The organism is Pseudomonas sp. A6, from assembly GCF_052367875.1.
Lineage (GTDB): Bacteria > Pseudomonadota > Gammaproteobacteria > Pseudomonadales > Pseudomonadaceae > Pseudomonas > Pseudomonas citronellolis.
In genome coordinates, this window is the sequence record NZ_CP198970.1 from 2,493,071 (window position 1) to 2,514,374 (window position 21,304).

The window sequence follows — 21,304 nt, forward strand, 5'->3', positions numbered from 1 at the left end:
CGCGGCGCTGCGCCCGCCGTTCAGTCGCCGAGGCGTTCCAGGGTGCGCAGCAGCACGTCCACCTTGGTCAGCGACTCCGCGTATTCCGCCTCCCAGTCCGAGTCGGCGACTATGCCGCCGCCGCCCCAGCAACTGACCTGGCCGTCCTTCACCAGCAGGGTGCGGATGGTGATGGAGCTGTCCAGCTCGCCGCGCACGTCCAGGTAGAACAGGCTGCCGCAGTAGATGCCGCGGCGGCTCGGCTCCAGCTCGTCGATGATCTGCATGGCGCGGACCTTCGGCGCGCCGGTGATGGAGCCGCCGGGGAAGCTGCCCAGCAGCAGGTCGAGGGCGTCCTTGTCGGCGGCCAGCTCGCCGGTCACGCTGCTGACCAGGTGGTGCACGTTGGGGTAGCTCTCCAGCGCGAACAGTTCCGGCACCCGCACCGTGCCGGGCGTGCAGCTGCGCCCCAGGTCGTTGCGCAGCAGGTCGACGATCATCAGGTTCTCGGCGCGGTCCTTGGGGCTGGCCAGCAGTTCCTCGGCATTGGCCGCGTCCTCCGCGGGCGTGCGGCCGCGCGGGCGGGTGCCCTTGATCGGGCGCGTCTCCACCTGGCGCCGGTGCATGCGGATGAAGCGCTCGGGCGACAGGCTGAGGATGGCGCCTTCGCCCAGGCCCAGGTAGCCGGCGAAGGGCGTCGGGCAGGCTTCGCGCAGGGCCAGGTAGGCCTGCCAGGGCGAGCCGCTGCAGGGCGCTCGGAAACGCTGGGTGTAGTTCACCTGGTAGCAGTCGCCGGCGAGGATGTAGCCTTGCACCCGCTCCAGGGCCTGGCGGTACTGCTCGCGGCTCAGGTCCGGCCGGAAGCCGGCGTGCAGGCGGAAGGGCGGCAGCGCCGGCGCCGCCGCGTCGGCCTCGAACAGCGCCAGCAGGCGCTGGCGCTCGGTGGTCTCCAGGCGCGGGTGGAACACCAGTTGGCTGGTGCCGCGCTGGTGGTCGGTGACCAGCGCCCAGGCGTACAGGCCGACCCGCGCATCGGGCAGGCCGAGGTCGTCCCGGCTGTGCTGCGGCAGGCGTTCGATGCGCCGTCCCAGGTCGTAACTCAGATAACCGATCATTCCGCCGACGAATGGCAGGTCCGGAATTTCCGCCGCGTCGGCCTGTCCGAGGCTCTGCAGCGCCGTACGCAGGCGGGCGAAGAACGCCTTGGCCGATTCGTCGGCACTTGGCGCCAGTTCTGCCAATGGCCAGGCGCTCATAAGGTCATAGCGTCCACGACTGGCGCCAGGCCTGCCGGCGTCCAGGAGCACGGCGCCGGGTGCCTGGGCGATGCGGGCGAAGCGCGCCGTCGGATCTTCCCGGTAGGGGAGCGGGTGTACGGAATAGCGGGACATAGGTAGGAAAAGGAACCCTGGGCTAGGCTGAGAGCCATTCCTGCGCACGCCCGAAGAGTCGATGCTAGAGCCCTTCTCTTCGGTTTACGCAAGGTAAGCATTCTGATAAGAATTGGATTATCCCGCGGAAGCCATGCTCCGTACCACAACGATAATGAAACAGGGATAGAGGCCGTGGACGTAGTGCTAAAAACCGCAGCCGGCAGCCTTCTGCGTACCAGATCGACACCCCCCGGGGTGCCTGCCGAATACCAGTACCGCCCCCAGCTCCAGGCTGCCCTGGAGCGTTCCGCCCATCATCGCGTCCTGCTCTTCAGCGCCCCCGCCGGCTTCGGCAAGAGCGCCGCGCTGGCCATGCTCGCCGAGCGCCGCGAAGCGCAGGGGCAGAAGGTGGTGTGGCTTTCCCTGGAAGGCTCCGACGACGACCCGGGGCGCTTCTGCGGCAAGCTCACCGAGGCCCTGGCCGCCAGCCTGCCGGACGTCGGCCGGGACGCCGCGGCCTACCTGCACAACACCCTGCGGGTGCCGGCCGTGGCGGTCATGGAGAGCCTGCTTTCCGACCTGTTGCGCGTCGACGTGCCGCTGCTGCTGGTGCTCGACGACCTGGACCGGATCACCCAGCCGGACATCTTCGCCGGCCTCAACCGCCTGGTGCAGTACGCCCCGCCGGGCCTGACCCTGGCCATCGGCAGCCGCTCGCAGCCGCCGCTGAGCCTGGCCACCTGGCGGGCCAAGGGCCTGCTGCTGGAAGTCGGGGTGGAAGAGCTGCGCCTGTCCCAGGAGCAGACCCGCGAATACCTGAGCGGCGAGGGAGTGGCGCTCGACGAGGCCTGCCTGAAGGCCGTGTACGCCCGCACCGAGGGCTGGGTGATGGGCGTGCAACTGTTCGGCCTGTGGCTGCGCCAGCCGCCCGCCGGCGCCCAGCGCGACCTGGCCGAACTGGGCGGCGGCCCCGCCGAGGTCGGCGACTACCTGCTGCGCAGCGTCTTCGAGCGCCTGCCCCGGGAGATCCGCGACAGCCTGCTGACGCTCAGCGTGGCGAGCCGCTTCAACGGCGAGCTGGCCAACGCCCTGACCGGCCGCCAGGACGGCCAGGCCCTGCTGGAGCGCCTGGACAGCCTGCAACTGTTCCTCATGCCGCTGGACCGCGAGCGCCACTGGTACCGCTTCCATCAGCTGTTCGCCGACTTCCTCCGCGCGCACCTGCGCGAACGCGAGCCGGAGCGCTTCAAGCAACTGCACTTCAACGCCAGCCTGTGGTTCACCAACCACCACATGCCGACCCTGGCCATCGAGCACGCCTGCCTGGCCGAGGACCCGGAGATGCTCGCCGCCCTGGTCGACGGCTACGGCCTGGAGCTGATCAACCGCGGCCAGCTGTACCTGATCTCGCGCTGGCGCCGGCAGGTGCCCGACGAGATCGCCGCGCGCTACCCGATCCTGGTGCTCAGCGACGTCTGGACCCGCGCCAGCGAACTGAGCCTGCCCGAGGCCAACCGCATGCTCGACGAGCTGCTGGCGCGCTGGAGCGACGGCAAGCCGCAGACGCCGATGGGCGACCAGTACCTCTCGGCGTTGGCGGTCAAGGCCGTGCTGGCGCTGCAGAAGGACGACCTCGAACAGTGCATCGCCTTGGCCCGCCGGGTGGAGAGCCAACTGGGACAGAACTCGGCCTTCCTCGAATGCGCCATCCTGCTGGTCGCCGCCTTCGCCCAGGTGATGCACGGCCAGCCCGAGCAGGCGCGCCGCCTGATGGGCCTGGCGCAGCAGCGCAACCATTTCCTCGACGGCCGCTACCTGCACATGCAGCTGTCCACCATCGAGGTGATGCTGGCCCTGGAGCAGGGCCAGGTGAAGCAGGCGCAACTGCTGGTGGAGCGCGTCAAGCAGCAGGCCGTGCCGCTGTTCGACCGGCGCTCCCAGGCGCTGGCCCTGCCGGCCATCACCGAGGGTCTGACCGCCTACTACCGCATGGACGTCGACGGCCTGGAAGAGCGCCTGCGCTGGGCGCTGGGGCGCGTCGACGTGATCAACCCCATCGACCTCTATGCCCAGGGCATGCAGTGCCTGGCGCGGGTGCAGCGCCTGCAGGGGCGCGGCAAGGAGGCCCTGGCGACTCTCGGGCTGATGCAGAGCCTGGCCTCGCGCAACCATTCCTGGCGCATCTTCGCCATGGCCGTGGGCGAGGAGATCAACCTGATCCTCCAGGAGCCGGCGGCCGACCGCTGCAAGCGCGCCGAGCAGCGCCTCAACGGCATCGACTGGCAGAAGCTCGCCGCTTCCTACCGCCAGGGCCCGTTCAACCCGGTGCTCTGGGTGCGCGGCCTGAGCCGCGTGCGCCTGTTGCAGGCGCGCGGCCATTTCAGCGAGGCGCTGCACGAAATCACCCAGCTGCGCGGCCTGCTGCAAGCCAACTGGCATGGCCTGCAGCGCCTGCGCCTGGACCTGCTGGCGGCGCTCAGCTACCAGCGCCTGGGCTACCAGGAGCGCGCCAACAGCCTGCTCGGGCAATGCCTGGTGGGCGCCGAGCGCGAAGGCGTGCGCAGCCTGTTCATCGAGGAAGGCGAGGGCATCCGTCAGATGCTCCAGCAACTGGAGGCCACCGAGCGCCAGCCGGCGCTGCAGGTGTTCATCCGCAGCCTGCTGGGACTGTGGCCCGGCCAGGAAACGCGCAAGGCACAGGACGTGCTCGAGGAAGGGCTGACCGACCGCGAGCGGGAAGTGGTGTGCCTGGCGGCCCAGGGGCTCTCCAACGAGGAGATCGGCCAGCAGCTGTCGCTGGCCCTGGGCACCGTCAAATGGCACCTGCACAACATCTACGAGAAGCTCAAGGTGCGCAATCGGACCCAAGCGATTCGCCGCGCCCGCGAGCTGAGCCTGCTCTGACATGACCACACTCAACTCCCAGCAGCCGCCCCTGCCGCTGTTGCGCACCAAGCTGTTCCCGCCGCGCACCGACGGCGCCCTGCTGTTGCCGCGGCGGGCGCTCATCGACCGCCTGTTCGCGGCGCGCCAGCAGCGCGCGCTGATCCTCAGCGCGCCGGCCGGCTTCGGCAAGAGCACCGTGCTCAGCCTGTTCCGCGAGCGCCTGCTGGCCAGTGGCGCGCTGGTGGCCTGGCTGTCCTGCGACGAGGGCGACAGCGAGCCGCAGCGCCTGCTGCAGTACCTGGTGGAGAGCATCCGCAGCGTCGTCCCCGGCTTCGGCGCCAACACCTCGAACCTGCTGCAGTCGGACATGACCTTGCCGCTGGAAGGGCTGCTGGATGCCTTCCTCGCCGACCTCAAGCGCATCGACGGGGCGCTCTACCTGTTCCTCGACGACTTCCACCAGATCCGCCACCCGGCCCTGCAGCCAGGGGCGCGCTACCTCATCGAGCACCTGCCGGACAACGTGCGCCTGGTCACCAGCACCCGCTACCGCCCGCGCTTCCTGGTGGACGAGCCGGCGCTGGCGCCCTGGGCCTTCTGCCTCAACGGCGCCGACCTGCGCCTGACCCGCGAGGAGGCCGACACCTACCTGCTGGAACTCAAGGGCCTGCAGCTGGACGACGCCGAGTTGGGCCTGCTGTACAAGCGCACGGAGGGCTGGATCACCGCGCTGCACCTGGCCGCCCTGGCGCTGGCCCGGCACAGCGACCGCGAGGGCTTCCTGCGCGGGCTGTCGGGCACCGAGCGGGACATCGCCGACTACCTCGCCGAGGACGTGCTGGCCAGCCTGCCGCCGGCGCTGCAGCAGTTCCTCGACCAGACCTCGGTGCTCGACGAGTTCTGCGCCGAGCTGTGCAACGCCCTGACCGGGCGCCGCGACGGCCTGGACATGCTCATGCGCCTGCAGAACGAGCAGCTGTTCATCATCCCCCTGGACGATACGCGCGAGTGGTTCCGCTACCACCACCTGTTCGCCGACTTCCTCCAGGGGCGCCTGGCCCGCAGCGCCGACCCCACGCCGCTGCTCAACGCCGCCGCGCGCTGGTGCGAAAGCCGCGACATGGCCGACCGCGCCGTGCGCTACGCCCTGCGCGCCCGCGACTACGCCTTCGCCGCCGACCTGCTGGAGCGCCAGGGCGCGCGGCTGATCGCCGGCAACCGGGTGTACAGCATCCTCGGCATGCTCGGCGGCATTCCCGCCGAGGTGATCCGCGAGCATCCGGTGTTCCAGATCTTCTACGCCTGGCAGCTGGCCTTCGAACAGAAGTTCGCCGAGGCCGAGGCGCTCATCGAGGAACTCAGCGCCCGCCTGCTGATGGGCCAGGGCAAGGCGCGCAACTTCGGCCTGGCCGAGCTGCTGGCCGTGGCCCAGGTGCTCAAGGCCCTGGTGCTGCTGTACCAGGACAAGCTGGAGGCCAGCCTCAAGGTGTCGCGCCAGTGGCTGGCGCTGGTGCCGGCCAACCAGCCGGTGTTCCGCGCCAGCCTGGCCTGCATCCTGGCCGCCGCCCATGCGCTGCTGGGCGACTACGCCGAGGCCGCCGGCGCCATCGGCGTGGCCCGCGAGTGCCTGCGCATGGCCGACAGCGAGTACCTGCAGGTGGTGGCGAGCATGATCGAGGCGCTGATCTGCAAGGAAAGCGGCGAGCTGGAGCGCGGCCGGACCATCGCCGAGGGCGCGCGCAGCCGCGTCGAGCGCGTGTTCGGCCGGCGCAGCCGGGTGGGCGGGCCGCTGGCCCTGGCCTATGCCGACATCCTCTACGAGCAGGACCGCCATGCGGCCATCCTCGCCGAACTGCCGCTGGCCACCACCTGGCGCGACGTCGCAACGCCCATGGAGCTGATCAGCCGCGGCCAACTGGTGATGGCCAAGGCGCGCTTCTTCGCCGGCGAGGCCGAACAGGGCCTGGCCCAGCTCGACGAATGGCTGGCCGGCCTGCAGTCGCCGGGCTACGAGCGTGTCTACGCGCTGGCCATGGGCTGCAAGGTGCAGCTGCTGCTGTGGCTGCGCCGGCCGAACGAGGCCGAGCGCGTCTGCCTGCAATTGGCCCGGCACCTGTCGGGCCTCTCCGCCGAGCGCTATGCCGACGCCCAGGCCGCGCTGGCCCTGGCCGAGGCACGGGTGGCGCTGTCCGAGCGGCGCGCTGAGCGCGCCCAGCAGCGTCTGGAGTCGGCGTTGGCGGCGAACGCCTCACCCTATCTGCGCGACCGGCGGTTGCGTCTGGCCTTGTTACTTTCTGTGGCGTATTGGCAGAAAGGTAACAGCGAAAAGGCCTTCGCCCTGTTCGCGCCCACCCTCGAGGAAGCCTGGAACCAGGGTTACCGCCGGCTGTTCCAGGACGACGCCATCTGGCTGCTGCCGTTCTGGGACGCCTGGCGCGAGGCCGAGCCCAAGCGCGCGGCGGCCTGGCAGGGGGTGGCGGAACTGCTCCGCGAACAGTGCCGCAGGCTGTCCGTCGACCCGGCGGGTTTCGAGGAAAATCAAGATGTTAGCCACCGCGAGCGGGAAATCCTGCGGCTGGTGGCGGCCGGGCTTTCGAACCGCGACATCGCCCAGGCGGTGCATCTGTCGGAAGCCACCATCAAGTGGCACCTGCACAACCTGTTCGCCAAGCTGGGGGTGCGCAGCCGCACCCAGGCGGTACTCAAGGGCAAGAGCCTGGGGTTGCTCAGCGAAGCCTGAGGCGAACGGCGTTTCCGGCTCCATCCCTTGGATGGGCTGGCAGGTGGGGGGTTGCCCAGTAGCTTGGGAAACAGGACGCGAAGCCTGGTGCTTCACGAATCCATGCCCGCGGCACCTAGGGAAGACGGCGCGGGTCTGGAGGGTCGGCTTGGCCGGCCAACCTGCAGCGGGGCAGGACGCCCCCTGCAGTGCCCTGGGGCAACCCCACCTGAACACTGGAGAGAAACAAGAATGAAAAAAATCAAACAACTGGTTCTTGCAAGCGCTGTTCTGGCCGCTCCCTTCCTGGCCCATGCCGATCTGAAATCCATGGACGACAGCGCGCTCGCCGGCGTGACCGGCCAGGACGGCATCAGCATCGCCGGTGACTTCAAGGCGAGTATCGGGGCGGTGGTCTACACCGACAAGATCGACGACACCAAGTCCGGTTCCCTGCGCCTGGAGAACATCACCCTGACCGGCCCGGGCGGCACCGCCCTGAAGATCGACGATGCCAACCCGCTGACCGTCGACGTGGTCACCACCAAGATCGGCACCGCCGACACCCAGCAGCTGGCCCTGGGCCTGCCGGGCATGACCGGCGACGTCTCGGTGGGCGCCATCAAGGTGGGCGACACCAGCGCCGCCAGCATCGGTTCGCTGACCGTTTCCAACCTGAACATGGCCGGTTCCCAGGTTCGCATCTGGGGCCACTGATCCATCGGTCGTGTGACGCGTATCCCCTTGCCGGCCCGTGCCGGCAAGGGTTCTTCCAGGAGAGAGGAGAGGGGATGTTCGAGATACTGCTGGGAAGCCTGCTCGGCCTGTTCGGTTTCACCCAGACGGTGGATACCCAACCGCAACCCCGGGGCACGGTGAACATCACCCAGCAGCTCACGCCCAACGGCCCCTTCCGCGAGGCCGTGCAACTCGAACCCATGAGCCAGGTGCAGTTCCGCAACGTCATCCGCCAGGCCTACGACTACAGCTGCGGCTCGGCGGCGTTGACCACCCTGCTGGACTACTACCTGGGCCGCGACCTGCAGGAACGCCAGGTGATGGAAGGCCTGCTGAAGTACGGCGAGGCCGACAAGATCGTCCAGCGCCGCGGCTTTTCGCTGCTGGACATGAAGCGCTACGCGGCCGCGCTGGGCTACAGGAGCGGCGGCTTCCGTGCCGAATTCTCCGACCTGGATTCGCTGGAGCACCCGGCGCTGGTACCCATCCACTACGGTGGCTTCAAGCATTTCGTGGTGGTGCGCGACGTCTACAACGACCACGTCTTCGTTGCCGATCCTGCCCTGGGCAACATCAGTTTCACCCGCAGCCGCTTCGAGGCGATCTGGGACCAGAACGTCCTCTTCGTCATCTACCCAAGCGGCCAGGAGCCGAAGAACGCCCTGGCCCTGAAGGAACAGGACCTGCGCCTGGTGGACGACCGCACCGTGAGCCTGCTGGCCTTCCGCGAGTTCCCGGAGATGAGCAAGTTCACCAGCAACCAGATGATCGAGGCCGCATCCAAAGGCGACGTGCAGTTCATACGCAGCAAGTGATCGACGTTTCATCCTTCCATAAGAACAAGACCAGGGGATTGCATCATGAGATTCAGGGGGTATGCGTGCGCCGCCATACTGGCCTTGCTTGCGTCGGGCCCGGCGCCGGCCGAGGAAGGCTCGGTCGACCAGGCGCGTGACGCGCTGGCCAAGAAGGCCGACGACGCCGACAGCGCCAAGGCCCTGGAAGAGGTGTTCCAGGCGGCGGAGAAGAGCTACACCCTGCTGAAGAAGGGCGAGCGGACCCTCACCTACGGCCTGGACTACTCGATGATGCGCGACACCCGCATCCAGCAGGTGCGCACCGGCGACAGCGTCTACAGCGTGCTGGCGACCAGCGAGGCGCAGCACACCTTCACCAACTCCTTCACCTTCGACTACGGCGTCTGGGACAACCTGACCTTCAGCCTGCGCCTGCCCTTCGTGGCCAAGTACGACACCGAGAGCGACGTCCACGCCTACAGCCTCGGCGACATTTCCGCGACCCTGCGCTGGCAGCCCTGGGCGGCGATGCGCGGCCGCCCGGTCACCACCTTCTACGCCACCCTCGGCCTGCCCACCGGCGACAGCCCGTTCGACATGAACCCGGACAAGGACGTGTCCACCGGCAATGGCTACTACAGCCTCGGCGTGGGCGCGAACATGTCCTACGTGATCGACCCGGTCGTGCTCTATGGCTCGCTCGGCTACACCTACAACCTCAAGGTCGACAACATCCACCAGAACCAGTACGGCGAGGAGCTGAACAAGGTCACCCCGGGCGACACCCTGAACTTCGCCATGGGCATGGCCTACGCGCTGTCCTACGACGTATCCCTGGCCACCTCCTACCAGATGGCCTACCAGATGAAGAGCCGCTACCACTTCGACACCCGCACGGTGGAGGCTCCCGAGCAGACCAGCGCGGTCATGAACTTCTCGCTCGGCCTGCGCACCTCGCCTGACTACATCGTCAACGTGAACGCCGGCTTCGGCCTGACCGAAGACTCACCGGATATCTTGCTGGGGGTTTCCCTGCCCCTGGATATCAAGGGCCTTAAGCCCGACTAAACGGCGAGCGGAGTTCCCATGACGAAGCGCATTTCGCCACTTCTGCTGGCGATGGCAGGGGCGGGGCTTGGCTGGATTCTGCCGGCCCAGGCCCAACTGGCCAACGACATCACCATCGGCAACCCCAAGGCGATGGCCCTGGGCAACGCGGTCACCGCCGATTCCACCGGCATCGACGCCGTGCACTACAACCCCGCGGCGCTGACCAAGCTCAAGGGCCGGCAGACCACGGTGAAGCTGGTCAGCGGGGTGATGGACATCCGCGCCGGCTTCCACGCGCCGCCGAACTACGGCGAGAGCACCTTCGGCGTGTCCGACGACCCGGTGGCCAACTCCCACAGCCGCACCATGACGCCGACCATGTACCTGCCGGGCCTGGGCGGCATGACCGACGTGCCCATGCTGGTGGCGCCCCTGGCCGGCCTGTCGATCAACCCGCCGGGCTCCAAGTTCACCTTCGCCACCAATGTCTACACGCCCCAGGCGCTGGGCTACTCGCGGGACTCGGACGGCGACCCGGGGCGCTACGACGGCCGTCGCGTGTCGCTGCAGCGGCTGACCTACTTCTCGCCCTCGGTGGGCTACCAGATGAACGACACGCTGTCGTTCGGCCTGTCCATCGGCTTCTCGCACCAGGCCATGGCCCTGGACACCGACTTCCGCAACCCCGGCCTGCTCACCGGCCTGCTGCAGACCCTCCACGACACCACCTGCGTGCCCGGCGCGCAGGAGATCGTCGAGCTGGTGTTCAACGTCTGCGGCGGGCGCATCGGCCCCTACGACACCCTGGCCAACCTCAAGCTGGACATGCAGCAGACCCTCTCGCCCAGCTACAACCTGGGCGTGCTCTGGGAGCCCACCGACTGGTTCGCCTGGGGCGCGGTGTACCAGAGCGAGTCGCGCATGAAGCTCAAGGGCAAGTACCGGGTGGACTACACCAAGGACTGGCAGGGCTTCTGGTCCGGCCTGCAGAACTCGGTGTTCGGCGCCTTCCTCAGCCCGCTGTTCCCCTACGGCAACGCCGAGGAGGAGCACGGCGTGGCGACGCTGAAGATGACCAACCCGGACAACTTTTCCACCGGCATCAAGCTGCGCCCGTTCGATGACTGGCAGTTCAACTTCGACCTGAAGTGGAGCGGCTACAGCGACTGGAACAACCTGGAGATCGAGTTCGACAGGGAACTGGACTTGCTGCGCATCGCCAAGAACTTCGCCCCCAACGGCGCCACCGACCACAGCATCATTCTCGACCGTGGCTACCGCGACACCTGGAGCTACGCCATGGGTGTGCAGTACGACGTCAACGACCGCCTGCAACTGCGCGCCGGCTACGAGTACCGGCCCTCGGCGATTCCCAAGAGCAAGGCCGACGCCCTGGTGCCCATCGGCGACGCCGACCTCTACGGCCTGGGCCTGGGCTACCGCTGGGACAAGGACACCAACATCGACCTGGGCTTCAACTACTTCGTCTCCAAGCAGAGCATCAAGGCCGGGCAGAGCTGCAACCTGACCTGCACCGGCATCGACAACCTAGTCTACAACCCCTATGCCGGCATGGATGTACATACCACGGTGAAGGCCTATATCTTCGCCCTGACCTACAACACCACCTTCTGAGGAGCGGCCCGATGCAGCGTTCCCGCCACCTGTTCCTCTGCCTGCTGGCCACGGCGGCCGCGCCGCTGCCGGCGCTGGCCGACGCCGGGCGCTACCTGTCGTGGATCGACGACAGCGGCCAGGTGCACAACACCTTCGTCGACGCCGGCTACGGCCAGCAGCAGCGCCAGGCGGCCAAGCGCATCGACCAGAGCGACCGCGCGCGCCTGCGCGACGACGGCGGCACCCTCTGGCCCGGCAGCGCGCCGGCGGGGGAGAGCAAGCGCCGCTACTTCACCTGGGTGGACGGCCAGGGCAACCTGCAGAACAGTTTCTACGCCGGCAACCAGGTGCCCGCCGGGCGTGGCGACTACGTGCTGCCCAACGGCGACCACTCCTCCGAGTACATCGACGCCGAGGCCTACGAGGACAAGGGCTTCGTCCGCAGCGAGAACGGCAACCCGTACTACACCTGGGTCGACGAGCAGGGCCGCATGCACAACTCGCCGATCACCGCCCAGGACCGCGCCGACGGCATCCGCCGCAACCAGATCGCCTTCACCGAGGGCCGCGAGGTGCAATTCAAGCAGCGCCCGCAGGCCCTGCCGGGGCTGGACGGCAGCGGCGAGCAGAGCGACGCCATGAAGGCCCTGCTCAAGGGCAGCGGCAAGACCCTCAATGACCTCTACCAGGACCTGCAAAGGCGCTGCTGCGAACAGATCGCCGACGGCGAGTTCACCGAGCTGAACGCCGACGAGCCGCGCTACGAGGAGCTCAACAAGTTCTCGCCGAGCTTCGACTTCCCCATGGGCAAGAGCTACTACGTGGCCATGAAGCTGCCGGCCTCGCAGCAGGTCTACGGCCTGCGCGTGCGCAGCTTCTCCAACCACCAGGTGGTGTACCCGTCGCTGCTGTTCCTAGACGAACGCAAGCGCCCGACGCGCCTGGTCAGCGACGCGGTCTACAAGCTCAACCCGGAAACCTGGTACCGCTACGCCTTCATCGAAGGCACGGTACCGGTGCGCGCCAACCAGGGCGAACGCTACGTGCTGCTGCTGACCACCGACGAGGACCGCGCCCTGCAGACGCTGGACAACAAACCCTACAAGCGCCCGCTGGAAAACCTGGCGGTGAACGAGGAGGGCATGAAGGTGCGCCAGCATGCCGACCAGGGCGGGTTCGAGCTGGCGGTGGTGCGCTGAGCGTCACCGGATAGCCCGCTGCGGGCGGTTGGTCGATCGCGGACGGAGTCCGCTCCTACGCCCGTGCTTCCCTGAACCGTAGGATGGGTTGAGCTTGCGATACCCATGCTGCCGTGGTGATGGGTATCGCTTCGCTCAACACCATCCTACGAAAAGCCGAGCTTCCTGGAACCGTAGGAGCGGACTCCGTCCGCGATTCGGACTTCCAGAGAAATATCCGCGCACTCCGAACGCCCCTTCAGCAGGCCGAGCGAAACCGGCGCTCAGGAGGTCATGCGACATGGATGTCGCGAGAGCCCCGATGGGCTACAGGGACGTACCCTCGGGGGGGGACGCCTAGTTCGGGCCTCCGTGGCGGGGGAATTCGCGAGGGTAGCCCGGCTTCATCGGGCCCGTATGTTGGGGCAAGCCTTTTTGGTTCCTTTTTGCGGGGGTGGCCTTCCACCGTTTGACAAAAGGGACTCGCCCGAGGGGGCGAAACAAAAAATCTCCGCAGACTCGGAGCGGCGCGCTACACCGAGCCCAACCCCAAAAGTCTCTGGGTTCCCGCGTTCGCGGGAATGACGGGGTTGAAGGATGGCGCCTGACCGACGCGTCGCTCAGGACAGCCCCCTCTCCCTTCAGGGAGAGGGTTGGGGAGAGGGCGCTCTCGAACCCAGCACCGAAAGCCCCCGGGAAACACCGTTCGCGAGCAAGCTCGCTCCTACGAAAAGCCCCCGACTCCGCCTCAGATCTCCCGCGTCGGCACATGCCCGAACAGCTTCTGCGAGAAACGCACCCGCTCCTCCGGAGTCTCCTGCACGCCCTTGGCCTGCAGCTCCACCAGGTGGGCCTCCACCGCCTGGGCGCGGCCGGTCAGGCCGCAGTCGTTGGCGATCTGGATGTTCAGGCCGGGACGGGCGTTGAGTTCGAGGATCAGCGGGCCCTTGTCCTGGTCCAGCACCATGTCCACGCCGATGTAGCCCAGGCCGCACAGCTCGTAGCAGCCGGCGGCCAGCTTCATGAAACCGTCCCAGTGCGGCAGCTGCACGCCGTCCACCGCGTTGGTGGTGTCCGGGTGCTTGGCGATCTTGCGGTTCAGCCAGGTGCCCTGCAGGGTGATGCCGGTGGCCAGGTCCACGCCCACGCCGATGGCGCCCTGGTGCAGGTTGGCCTTGCCGTTGGACTGGCGCGTCGGCAGGCGCAGCATGGCCATCACCGGGTAGCCCATGAGGACGATGATGCGGATGTCCGGCACGCCCTCGTAGCTGATGCTGCGGAAGATCTGGTCGGGGGTGACGCGGTACTCGATCAGCGCGCGGTCGCGGTGCCCGCCCAGGGAGTACAGGCCGGTGAGGATGCTGGAGAGCTGGTACTCGATCTCCTCGCGGCTGATGATGCGCCCGGAGACGGTCTTGAAGTTGCCCTCGAAGCGGTCGGCGATCACCAGGATGCCGTCGCCGCCGGCGCCCTGCGCCGGCTTGATGACGAAGTCGTTGCGCTCGCCGATGATGGAATCGAGCTTCTCGATCTCCTTCTCGGTGGAGATGATCCCGTACATCTCCGGCACGTGGATGCCGGCGGCGATGGCGCGTTCCTTGGTGATGATCTTGTCGTCGACGATCGGGTACAGGTGGCGCTTGTTGTACTTCAGCACGAAGTCCGCGTTGCGCCGGTTGATGCCCATGATGCCCTTGGCTTCCAGGGCTTTCCACCGCTTGATCAGGCCGAACATGGCTCAGTCCTTCAGGAAGGCTTTGAAGCGGAACAGCTCGGTCAGGCGGTAGCCGCGGTAGCGACCCATCGCCAGCATGAAGGCCACCAGGAGCAGCAGCACCGCCGGGAAGGTGAACACGAAGTACACCAGCTCCGGCACGCGCATCAGGATGTGCGCCAGGGCCGCGGCGAACAGGGTGCCCACCGCCGCCTTCATGGCGTGCGCGGCGCCGCGCTCTTCCCAGGTGATCGACAGGCGCTCGATGCTCATGGTCAGGATCACCATGGGGAACAGCGCCACCGAAAGGCCGCTCTCGAAGCCCAGGCGGTGGCTGAGCAGGCTGATGGCGGCGATCATCACCACCACGAAGGTCAGCACCACCGACAGGCGTGGCAGCATCTGCAGCTTCAGGTGCTCAAGGTACGAGCGCAGCGACAGGCCCAGGGCGGTGATCACGGTGAACAGGCCGATGCCCCACTGCAGGCCGGTCTCGCGGAAGGCGAGGGCGATCAGCACCGGGGTGAAGGTGCCGAGGGTCTGGATGCCGATCAGGTTGCGCAGGACCAGGATCACCAGCACGCCGAAGGGGATCATGATCATGATCTGGAAGGTCTGCTGGGTGGACAGCGGCAGGCCGTACAGCGAGTAGTCGAGGAAGGATGCGTCGGTGTTCTCGTTGGTCAGCTTGGCCAGGCGGATGGCGTTCATCTCGCTGTTGTTCAGGCTGAAGCTGATCAGCGCCTTCTTGCCGCCTTCCACCGCCAGCAGCGGCTCGTCGCCCAGCCACCAGATCAGGCGGTCGGCGGGCAGGCCGCGCTCGCCGGTCTCGGGGTTGAAGTACAGCCAGTCCTTGCCGTTGTAGCTGCGCAGCCACAGCTCCGGGCTCTGCGCCTGGTTGGCCAGCAGGCGCAGGGTGTGCACGCGCTCCATGGGCACGTGGGCCTGGGCCAGCAGGGTCTCGACGATGTACGAGCGCTTCTCCAGGCTGGTGTCGCCGGCCAGCAGCAGCTTGACGTTGTCGTCGGCCAGGTTGTTGGCGCGCTTGATGGTTTCGCTGACGAAGGTCTCGATGTCCGCCGAGTGCTGGCGGATGGGCGCGATCAGCGCTTCGGCGGCGATCTTCTCCGGGCCTTCCAGGGGCGGGCTGTCACGGAAGATCGGGCCTTTTTCCTTGGGTTGCTCGCCGCTGAAGCGCTTGGTCAGCACCAGGCGGTAGTAGAGCGTCTGCTTGCCGTTGGCGCGGCGCGAGGACCAGGTCACCTTGCGGTTGCCGTCGGCGCGGTTGATGCTCACCCCGTAGTTGTTCGAGACGAAGCTCTCGTTGAGGCTGACGTAGCCCTGGGTCAGCGGCGGCACGAACATCTGTACCTTGACCGGGGTCTTCGGCGTGGCGAGGAATTCGACCTTGGCGTCGATGTTCCACAGGTCGTCGGTTTCCGCCTCGGTCATGGGGATGCCGAGGATGAAGATCTGGTAGGCGGTGATGGAAACGCCCAGGACCACCAGGATGGCGATCAGGATCTTCAGGTGCAGGTTGATGGAGCGCATGGGCTTTACTCGGCAGGTTTCGCAACGGGGCAACCGGGCTGGCCGGCGGCGTATTTCAGGCTGGGGTCGACCAGGGCGCCGAAGCGCTTGAGCGCGTCGGAGCCGATCAGCAGGGGGTATTGGAATGCGCTGCGGTCGGTAAGGTTCACTTCGATGGTGCGGCGCAGCCTGCCCAGGCAGACGTCCAGCTCGATGACCGGACGCGCGGTGTAGGCCTTGCCCTCGTCGGGGTCGAAGTCGCCGTGGCGCCGCTTGATCTTGCTGATGCGCGCCAGCGGCCGCTCCAGCGGCTGGCTGTCGGCGGTGTCGGTGGCCAGGTAGAAGCGCACCCAGGTTTCGCCGTCGCGCTTGAAGCGCTTGATGTCGCGGGCGCTCAGGGAGGCGGTCTTGGCGCCGGTGTCGAGCTTGGCCGCCAGCACCTGGTCGAGCTGGCCGATGTGGGCGTATTCGATGAGCCCGTAGACGGTCTTGCCGGCCGCGCCGGCGGGGCCGCCGAAGGCCGCCAGGAAAATCAGGAGCAGCAGGGCTGTGGGCTTGAGTCTCATAAGTCCTGAGCGCTGGGGGCCGTAGGCCAGTGAACGGGTACATCCGGCAAACGCCACGGCCTGCGGGCGAGTCATCCTTGGCCGGGGCCTGGGCCCCCCAGGAGGGATGCGGGGCGCGATTCTAGCACGCAGGTCCCGTGTGACGACACCCGCCAGGCCCCGGCGGGCGGCAGCGTGAGCCGGTTCACAGGGCCGTGCGGGGCTACTTCAGGCGGCGCTCGACGCCTTTCTCCACCATGATCTTGGCGGCGATCTCCTCCACCGAGAAATGGGTGGAGTTGATGTAGGCGATGTTCTCGCGGCGGAACAGGTTCTCCACCTCGCGCACCTCGAACTCGCACTGGGCGAAGCTGGCGTAGCGGCTGTTGGGCTTGCGCTCGTTGCGGATGGCGGTGAGCCGGTCGGGGTCGATGGTCAGGCCGAACAGCTTGCCCTTGTAGGGCTTGAGGGCGTTGGGCAGCTGCAGGCGCTCCATGTCCTCCTCGGTCAGCGGATAGTTCGCCGCACGAATGCCATATTGCATTGCCATATAGAGGCAGGTGGGCGTCTTGCCGCAGCGCGACACGCCGACCAGGATCAGGTCGGCCTTGTCGTAGTAGTGGGTGCGGGCGCCGTCGTCGTTGTCGAGGGCGAAGTTGACCGCGTCGATCCGCTCCATGTAGTGCGGATTGTGGCCGATGCTGTGGGATTTTCCGACGGAATACGACGAGTCCGCGGATAATTCCTGCTCCAGAGGGGACAAAAAGGTCGAGAAGATGTCGATCATGAAGCCGTTCGACTGGGCCAGGACCGCCCGGATCTCACGGTTGACGATGGTGTCGAAGATGATCGGGCGGGCGCCGTCCGCCTGCGCAGCCGCGTTGATTTGCTGTACCATGACGCGCGCTTTTTCTTCGGTGTCGATGTACGGTCGCGTCAGTTTGTGGAAATGGATGTTCTCGAACTGCGCAAGAAGACTCTGGCCGAGGGTTTCGGCGGTGATGCCGGTTCCGTCGGAAATGAAGAAAGCCGTACGTTTCATTGCGCTGCGGGCCTTAATGTAGGAAAGAATCCTGAGTATGATAGGCCGCGCTTTTGCAAGGCCTCCTGCCGGGGCATTGTCACTTATTTTTCTGGCCGCGGCCAGAAAGGGACAGCGTCGCGGTGGCCCGTTTGAGCTTTTCCAACATTCAGTGGAGAGATCACCTTGGTAGAGTACGTAGTTTCCCTCGATAAGCTCGGCGTCCATGATGTCGAACGTGTGGGGGGCAAGAACGCATCCCTGGGCGAAATGATCAGCAACCTCGCCGGTGCTGGGGTTTCGGTTCCCGGTGGTTTCGCCACCACCGCCCAGGCCTACCGTGACTTCCTCGAGCAGAGTGGCCTGAACGATCGCATTCACGCCGCCCTGGACGCCCTCGATGTCGACGACGTCAACGCCCTGGCCAAGACCGGCGCGCAGATCCGCCAGTGGGTGATGGACGCCGAGTTCCCCGCCCAGCTGGACGCCGACATCCGCAAGGCCTTCGCCGAGATGGCCGGCGGCAACGACAACATGGCCGTGGCCGTGCGTTCCTCGGCCACCGCCGAAGACCTGCCGGACGCCTCCTTCGCCGGCCAGCAGGAGACCTTCCTGAACATCCGCGGCGTGGACAACGTGATCCGCGCGGCCAAGGAAGTCTTCGCCTCCCTGTTCAACGACCGTGCCATCGCCTACCGCGTGCACCAGGGCTTCGACCACAAGCTGGTCGCCCTGTCCGCCGGCGTGCAGCGCATGGTCCGCTCGGAAACCGGCACCGCCGGGGTGATGTTCACCCTGGACACCGAGTCCGGCTTCCGTGACGTGGTGTTCATCACCGGCGCCTACGGCCTCGGCGAGACCGTGGTGCAGGGCGCGGTGAACCCCGACGAGTTCTACGTGCACAAGCCCACCCTGGAAGCCGGCCGCCCGGCGATCCTGCGCCGCAACCTGGGCAGCAAGGCGATCAAGATGATCTACGGCGACGAAGCCAAGGCCGGCAAGTCGGTCAAGGTGGTCGACGTGGAGAAGGCCGACCGCGCGCGCTTCGCCCTGTCCGACGCCGAGGTCACCGAGCTGGCCAAGCAGGCGCTGATCATCGAGAAGCACTACCAGCGGCCGATGGACATCGAATGGGCGAAGGATGGCGACGACGGCAAGCTGTACATCGTCCAGGCCCGCCCGGAAACCGTGAAGAGCCGTTCCAGCGCCACCGTGATGGAGCGCTACCTGCTCAAGGAGAAGGGCAAGGTCCTGGTGGAAGGCCGCGCCATCGGCCAGCGCATCGGCGCAGGCCCGGTGAAGGTCATCCACGACGTCTCCGAGATGGACAAGGTGCAGCCCGGCGACGTGCTGGTCTCCGACATGACCGACCCGGACTGGGAGCCGGTGATGAAGCGCGCCAGCGCCATCGTCACCAACCGCGGCGGGCGTACCTGCCACGCGGCGATCATCGCCCGTGAGCTGGGTATCCCGGCGGTGGTCGGCTGCGGCAACGCCACCGCCGTGCTGAAGGACGGCCAGCAGGTCACCGTATCCTGCGCCGAAGGCGACACCGGCCTGATCTACGAAGGCCAGCTGGGCTTCGACGTGCGCCAGAACTCGGTCGACGCCATGCCCGACCTGCCGTTCAAGATCATGATGAACGTCGGCAACCCGGACCGCGCCTTCGACTTCGCCCAGCTGCCCAACGAGGGCGTGGGCCTGGCCCGCCTGGAATTCATCATCAACCGCATGATCGGCGTGCACCCCAAGGCGCTGCTGAACTTCGCCAGCCTGCCGGCCGACATCAAGGAAAGCGTCGAGAAGCGCATCGCCGGCTACGACGATCCGGTGGGCTTCTACGTCGAGAAGCTGGTCGAGGGCGTCAGCACCCTGGCCGCGGCCTTCTGGCCGAAGAAGGTCATCGTGCGCCTGTCGGACTTCAAGTCCAACGAATACGCCAACCTGATCGGCGGCAAGCTCTACGAGCCGGAAGAAGAGAACCCGATGCTCGGCTTCCGCGGCGCCTCGCGCTACATCAGCGAATCCTTCCGCGATTGCTTCGAGCTGGAATGCCGGGCGATGAAGAAGGTCCGCAACGAGATGGGCCTGACCAACGTCGAGCTGATGGTGCCCTTCGTGCGCACCCTCGGCGAGGCTTCCCAGGTGGTCGAACTGCTGGCCACCAACGGCCTGAAGCGCGGCGAGAACGGCCTGAAGGTCATCATGATGTGCGAACTGCCGTCCAACGCCCTGCTGGCCGAGGAGTTCCTGGAGTTCTTCGACGGCTTCTCCATCGGCTCCAACGACCTGACCCAGCTGACCCTCGGCCTGGACCGCGACTCGGGCATCGTCGCGCACCTGTTCGACGAGCGTAACCCGGCGGTCAAGAAGCTGCTGGCCAACGCTATCCAGGCGTGCAACAAGGCCGGCAAGTACATCGGCATCTGCGGCCAGGGCCCCTCGGACCACCCGGACCTGGCCAAGTGGCTGATGGAGCAGGGCATCGAAAGCGTCTCGCTGAACCCCGACTCGGTGCTCGACACCTGGTTCTTCCTGGCCGAAGGCCAGGCCTGACGCCAACCGAACCTGCGGGTTCAGGAAGGGCGGGTGCTTGCACCCGCCCTTTTTTCGTGCCAACCCATTCCACGACATGCACAGCAGTAGCCGACTCTTTCCCGTGGCGCTCGTCAGCGCCGAACTGCGTGGCGGCCTCACCGAGGACGTCTACCGCCTGAAACCCAACAACAGCCCGGATCCCAGCGTCGAGCTGGCGCTGACCCGCCTGGGCCTGCCGGGCCGCGAGCAGCGTGGCGCGCCGGTGATCCTGATGCACGGCAGCTTCTCCAACCGGCGCTTCTGGTACTCGCCCAAGGCCATCGGCCTGGGGCCGTACCTGGCGCGCGCCGGCTTCGACGTGTGGATACCGGAGATGCGCGGCCACGGCCTGTCGCCGCGCAACCTCGACTATTCGCGCAACAGCGTCGCCGCCTACGCGCGCTTCGACCTGCCGGCCATCGCCGCCTTCGTCGTCGAACAGAGTGGCCAGGCGCCGCACTGGATCGGCCATTCCCTGGGCGGCACCAGCCTGGCGGCGACCCTCGGCGGCGGCTACCTGGCGCCGGAGCAGGTGGCCAGCGTGGCGCTGTTCGGCAGCCAGGTCAGCCGTGACTACTGGGCGCTGAAGCTGCCGCCGGTGGCCTGGAGCGGGCGCCTGCTGCTCAAGCGCATGGGCGTGATCCCCGGCCCGCGCCTGCGCCGCGGCCCGGAGGACGAGCCCATCGGCCTGGCCCTGGAAGCCTTGCGCTGGCATGGCCTGTTCGGCCGCTTCGGCGAACGCGACAACGACTGGTGGGGCGGCCTGGCCAAGGTGACGGCGCCGGTGCTGGCGGTCAGCGCCGAGGGCGACCGCCAGGACCCGCCCTGGGCCTGCCGCAAGCTGTTCGAGCAGTTCGGCTCCGAAGTCCGCGAATACCTCTGCCTGGGGCGCCGGCAGGGCTTTTCGGAAAACTTCGGGCACGTCGAGATGCTGGTGAGCAAGGGCGCCCAGCGCGAGGTCTGGCCGCGGGTCCTGCACTGGCTGGAGCGCCAGGCGTTGCCTCCCGGCAACCCGTAGGGTTACAGGCTGCGCCGAGGTGCTTTTCGTAGGAGCGAGCTTGCTCGCGAACAAGCGCGGTGCCATGCGGTTCGCGAGCAAGCTCGCTCCTACGAGAAGCCATACTCGCCAGCGGACCCTGCCCGCGATTTCGCGCGCAGGGGAATGCCGCGGGTGGGGCAGCGTAGGAGCGGATCTTATCCGCGATCCGCGCGGGGACGTCCGGCTATCGCGGACAAGGTCCGCTCCTGCGGGGGGAGGAATACCGTGCCATCCGGCGGGCTGTAGGAGCGGGCCCTGCCCGCGAATCGCGCGCAGGGCGCGCTCCTACAGGTGAATGATGCGGGTGGGGCAGCGTAGGAGCGGATCTTATCCGCGATCCGCGCCGGGATGGCCGGCTATCGCGGACAAGGTCCGCTCCTACGGGAGGAATACCGTGCCTCTCGGCAATCTGTGCCCGAAGGCCGCCAAGCCGCGGAGCAGGGCGGCGGGCGTAGGCGGATGGCGTGACAGTCGCTAGACTGTGACGCCAAGCCGGGTTCCGGTCATTCCGGGCTTCATCGCCGCTCCGCCGGTCCGCCGC

Annotated in this window: 14 protein-coding genes; 9 read left to right on the forward strand and 5 right to left on the reverse strand. The window is 67.3% G+C overall.

Translation table 11 applies throughout. The features are described 5' to 3' along the window. Positions 1-20: 20 nt before the first annotated feature. Complete coding sequence (gene pabB / locus ACTWJ5_RS11305) at positions 21-1,370, reverse strand: aminodeoxychorismate synthase component I (protein WP_444438554.1); 1,350 nt, start codon at positions 1,368-1,370, stop codon at positions 21-23. Positions 1,371-1,724: 354 nt separating this feature from the next. Between pabB and ACTWJ5_RS11310 the strand changes: the two genes are divergently transcribed. The 7 genes from ACTWJ5_RS11310 to ACTWJ5_RS11340 all read left to right on the forward strand — a co-directional run bounded on the left by ACTWJ5_RS11310 (position 1,725) and on the right by ACTWJ5_RS11340 (position 12,358). Next, positions 1,725-4,256, forward strand: coding sequence for a LuxR C-terminal-related transcriptional regulator (locus ACTWJ5_RS11310; RefSeq protein WP_444439575.1), 2,532 nt, complete (start codon positions 1,725-1,727; stop codon positions 4,254-4,256). Position 4,257: 1 nt separating this feature from the next. Then, entirely contained in the window at positions 4,258-6,978 is a 2,721-nt protein-coding gene (locus tag ACTWJ5_RS11315) for a helix-turn-helix transcriptional regulator (RefSeq protein ID WP_074986047.1), read from the forward strand. Between the two features lie 231 nt (positions 6,979-7,209). Continuing rightward, a complete protein-coding gene (locus ACTWJ5_RS11320; RefSeq protein WP_009618705.1) occupies positions 7,210-7,674 on the forward strand; it encodes a DUF6160 family protein in 465 nt (154 codons plus the stop codon). 74 nt (positions 7,675-7,748) lie between these two features. Next, positions 7,749-8,510, forward strand: a complete 762-nt coding sequence (locus ACTWJ5_RS11325; RefSeq protein ID WP_116424068.1) for a C39 family peptidase — start codon at positions 7,749-7,751, stop codon at positions 8,508-8,510. A 45-nt stretch (positions 8,511-8,555) separates the two neighbouring features. Next, positions 8,556-9,560: a transporter gene (locus ACTWJ5_RS11330; protein ID WP_069864194.1), complete on the forward strand. Its 1,005-nt coding sequence runs from the start codon at positions 8,556-8,558 to the stop codon at positions 9,558-9,560. 18 nt (positions 9,561-9,578) lie between these two features. Further along, a complete protein-coding gene (locus ACTWJ5_RS11335; RefSeq protein ID WP_009618708.1) occupies positions 9,579-11,177 on the forward strand; it encodes an outer membrane protein transport protein in 1,599 nt (532 codons plus the stop codon). 11 nt (positions 11,178-11,188) lie between these two features. Next, positions 11,189-12,358: a MalM family protein gene (locus ACTWJ5_RS11340; RefSeq protein ID WP_444438557.1), complete on the forward strand. Its 1,170-nt coding sequence runs from the start codon at positions 11,189-11,191 to the stop codon at positions 12,356-12,358. 727 nt (positions 12,359-13,085) lie between these two features. On the opposite strand, the gene ACTWJ5_RS11345 is transcribed toward ACTWJ5_RS11340, so the two are convergent. The 4 genes from ACTWJ5_RS11345 to ppsR form a co-directional block, all read right to left on the reverse strand. Then, entirely contained in the window at positions 13,086-14,072 is a 987-nt protein-coding gene (locus ACTWJ5_RS11345; RefSeq protein ID WP_009618710.1) for an alpha-L-glutamate ligase-like protein, read from the reverse strand. Between the two features lie 3 nt (positions 14,073-14,075). Beyond that, on the reverse strand, positions 14,076-15,602 hold the full coding sequence (gene rloB / locus ACTWJ5_RS11350; protein ID WP_058070251.1) for an osmotic stress tolerance membrane protein RloB: 1,527 nt from the start codon (positions 15,600-15,602) through the stop codon (positions 14,076-14,078). Positions 15,603-15,607: 5 nt separating this feature from the next. Continuing rightward, positions 15,608-16,147, reverse strand: coding sequence for a retropepsin-like aspartic peptidase RloA (gene rloA / locus ACTWJ5_RS11355; protein WP_043272133.1), 540 nt, complete (start codon positions 16,145-16,147; stop codon positions 15,608-15,610). 202 nt (positions 16,148-16,349) lie between these two features. Further along, on the reverse strand, positions 16,350-17,168 hold the full coding sequence (gene ppsR, locus ACTWJ5_RS11360; RefSeq protein ID WP_009618715.1) for a posphoenolpyruvate synthetase regulatory kinase/phosphorylase PpsR: 819 nt from the start codon (positions 17,166-17,168) through the stop codon (positions 16,350-16,352). 165 nt (positions 17,169-17,333) lie between these two features. Between ppsR and ppsA the strand changes: the two genes are divergently transcribed. Together ppsA and ACTWJ5_RS11370 are read left to right on the forward strand one after the other, a co-directional pair. After that, complete coding sequence (gene ppsA / locus ACTWJ5_RS11365; RefSeq protein WP_249919580.1) at positions 17,334-19,703, forward strand: phosphoenolpyruvate synthase; 2,370 nt, start codon at positions 17,334-17,336, stop codon at positions 19,701-19,703. Between the two features lie 76 nt (positions 19,704-19,779). Beyond that, entirely contained in the window at positions 19,780-20,742 is a 963-nt protein-coding gene (locus ACTWJ5_RS11370) for an alpha/beta fold hydrolase (RefSeq protein ID WP_444438560.1), read from the forward strand. Positions 20,743-21,304: the final 562 nt, after the last annotated feature.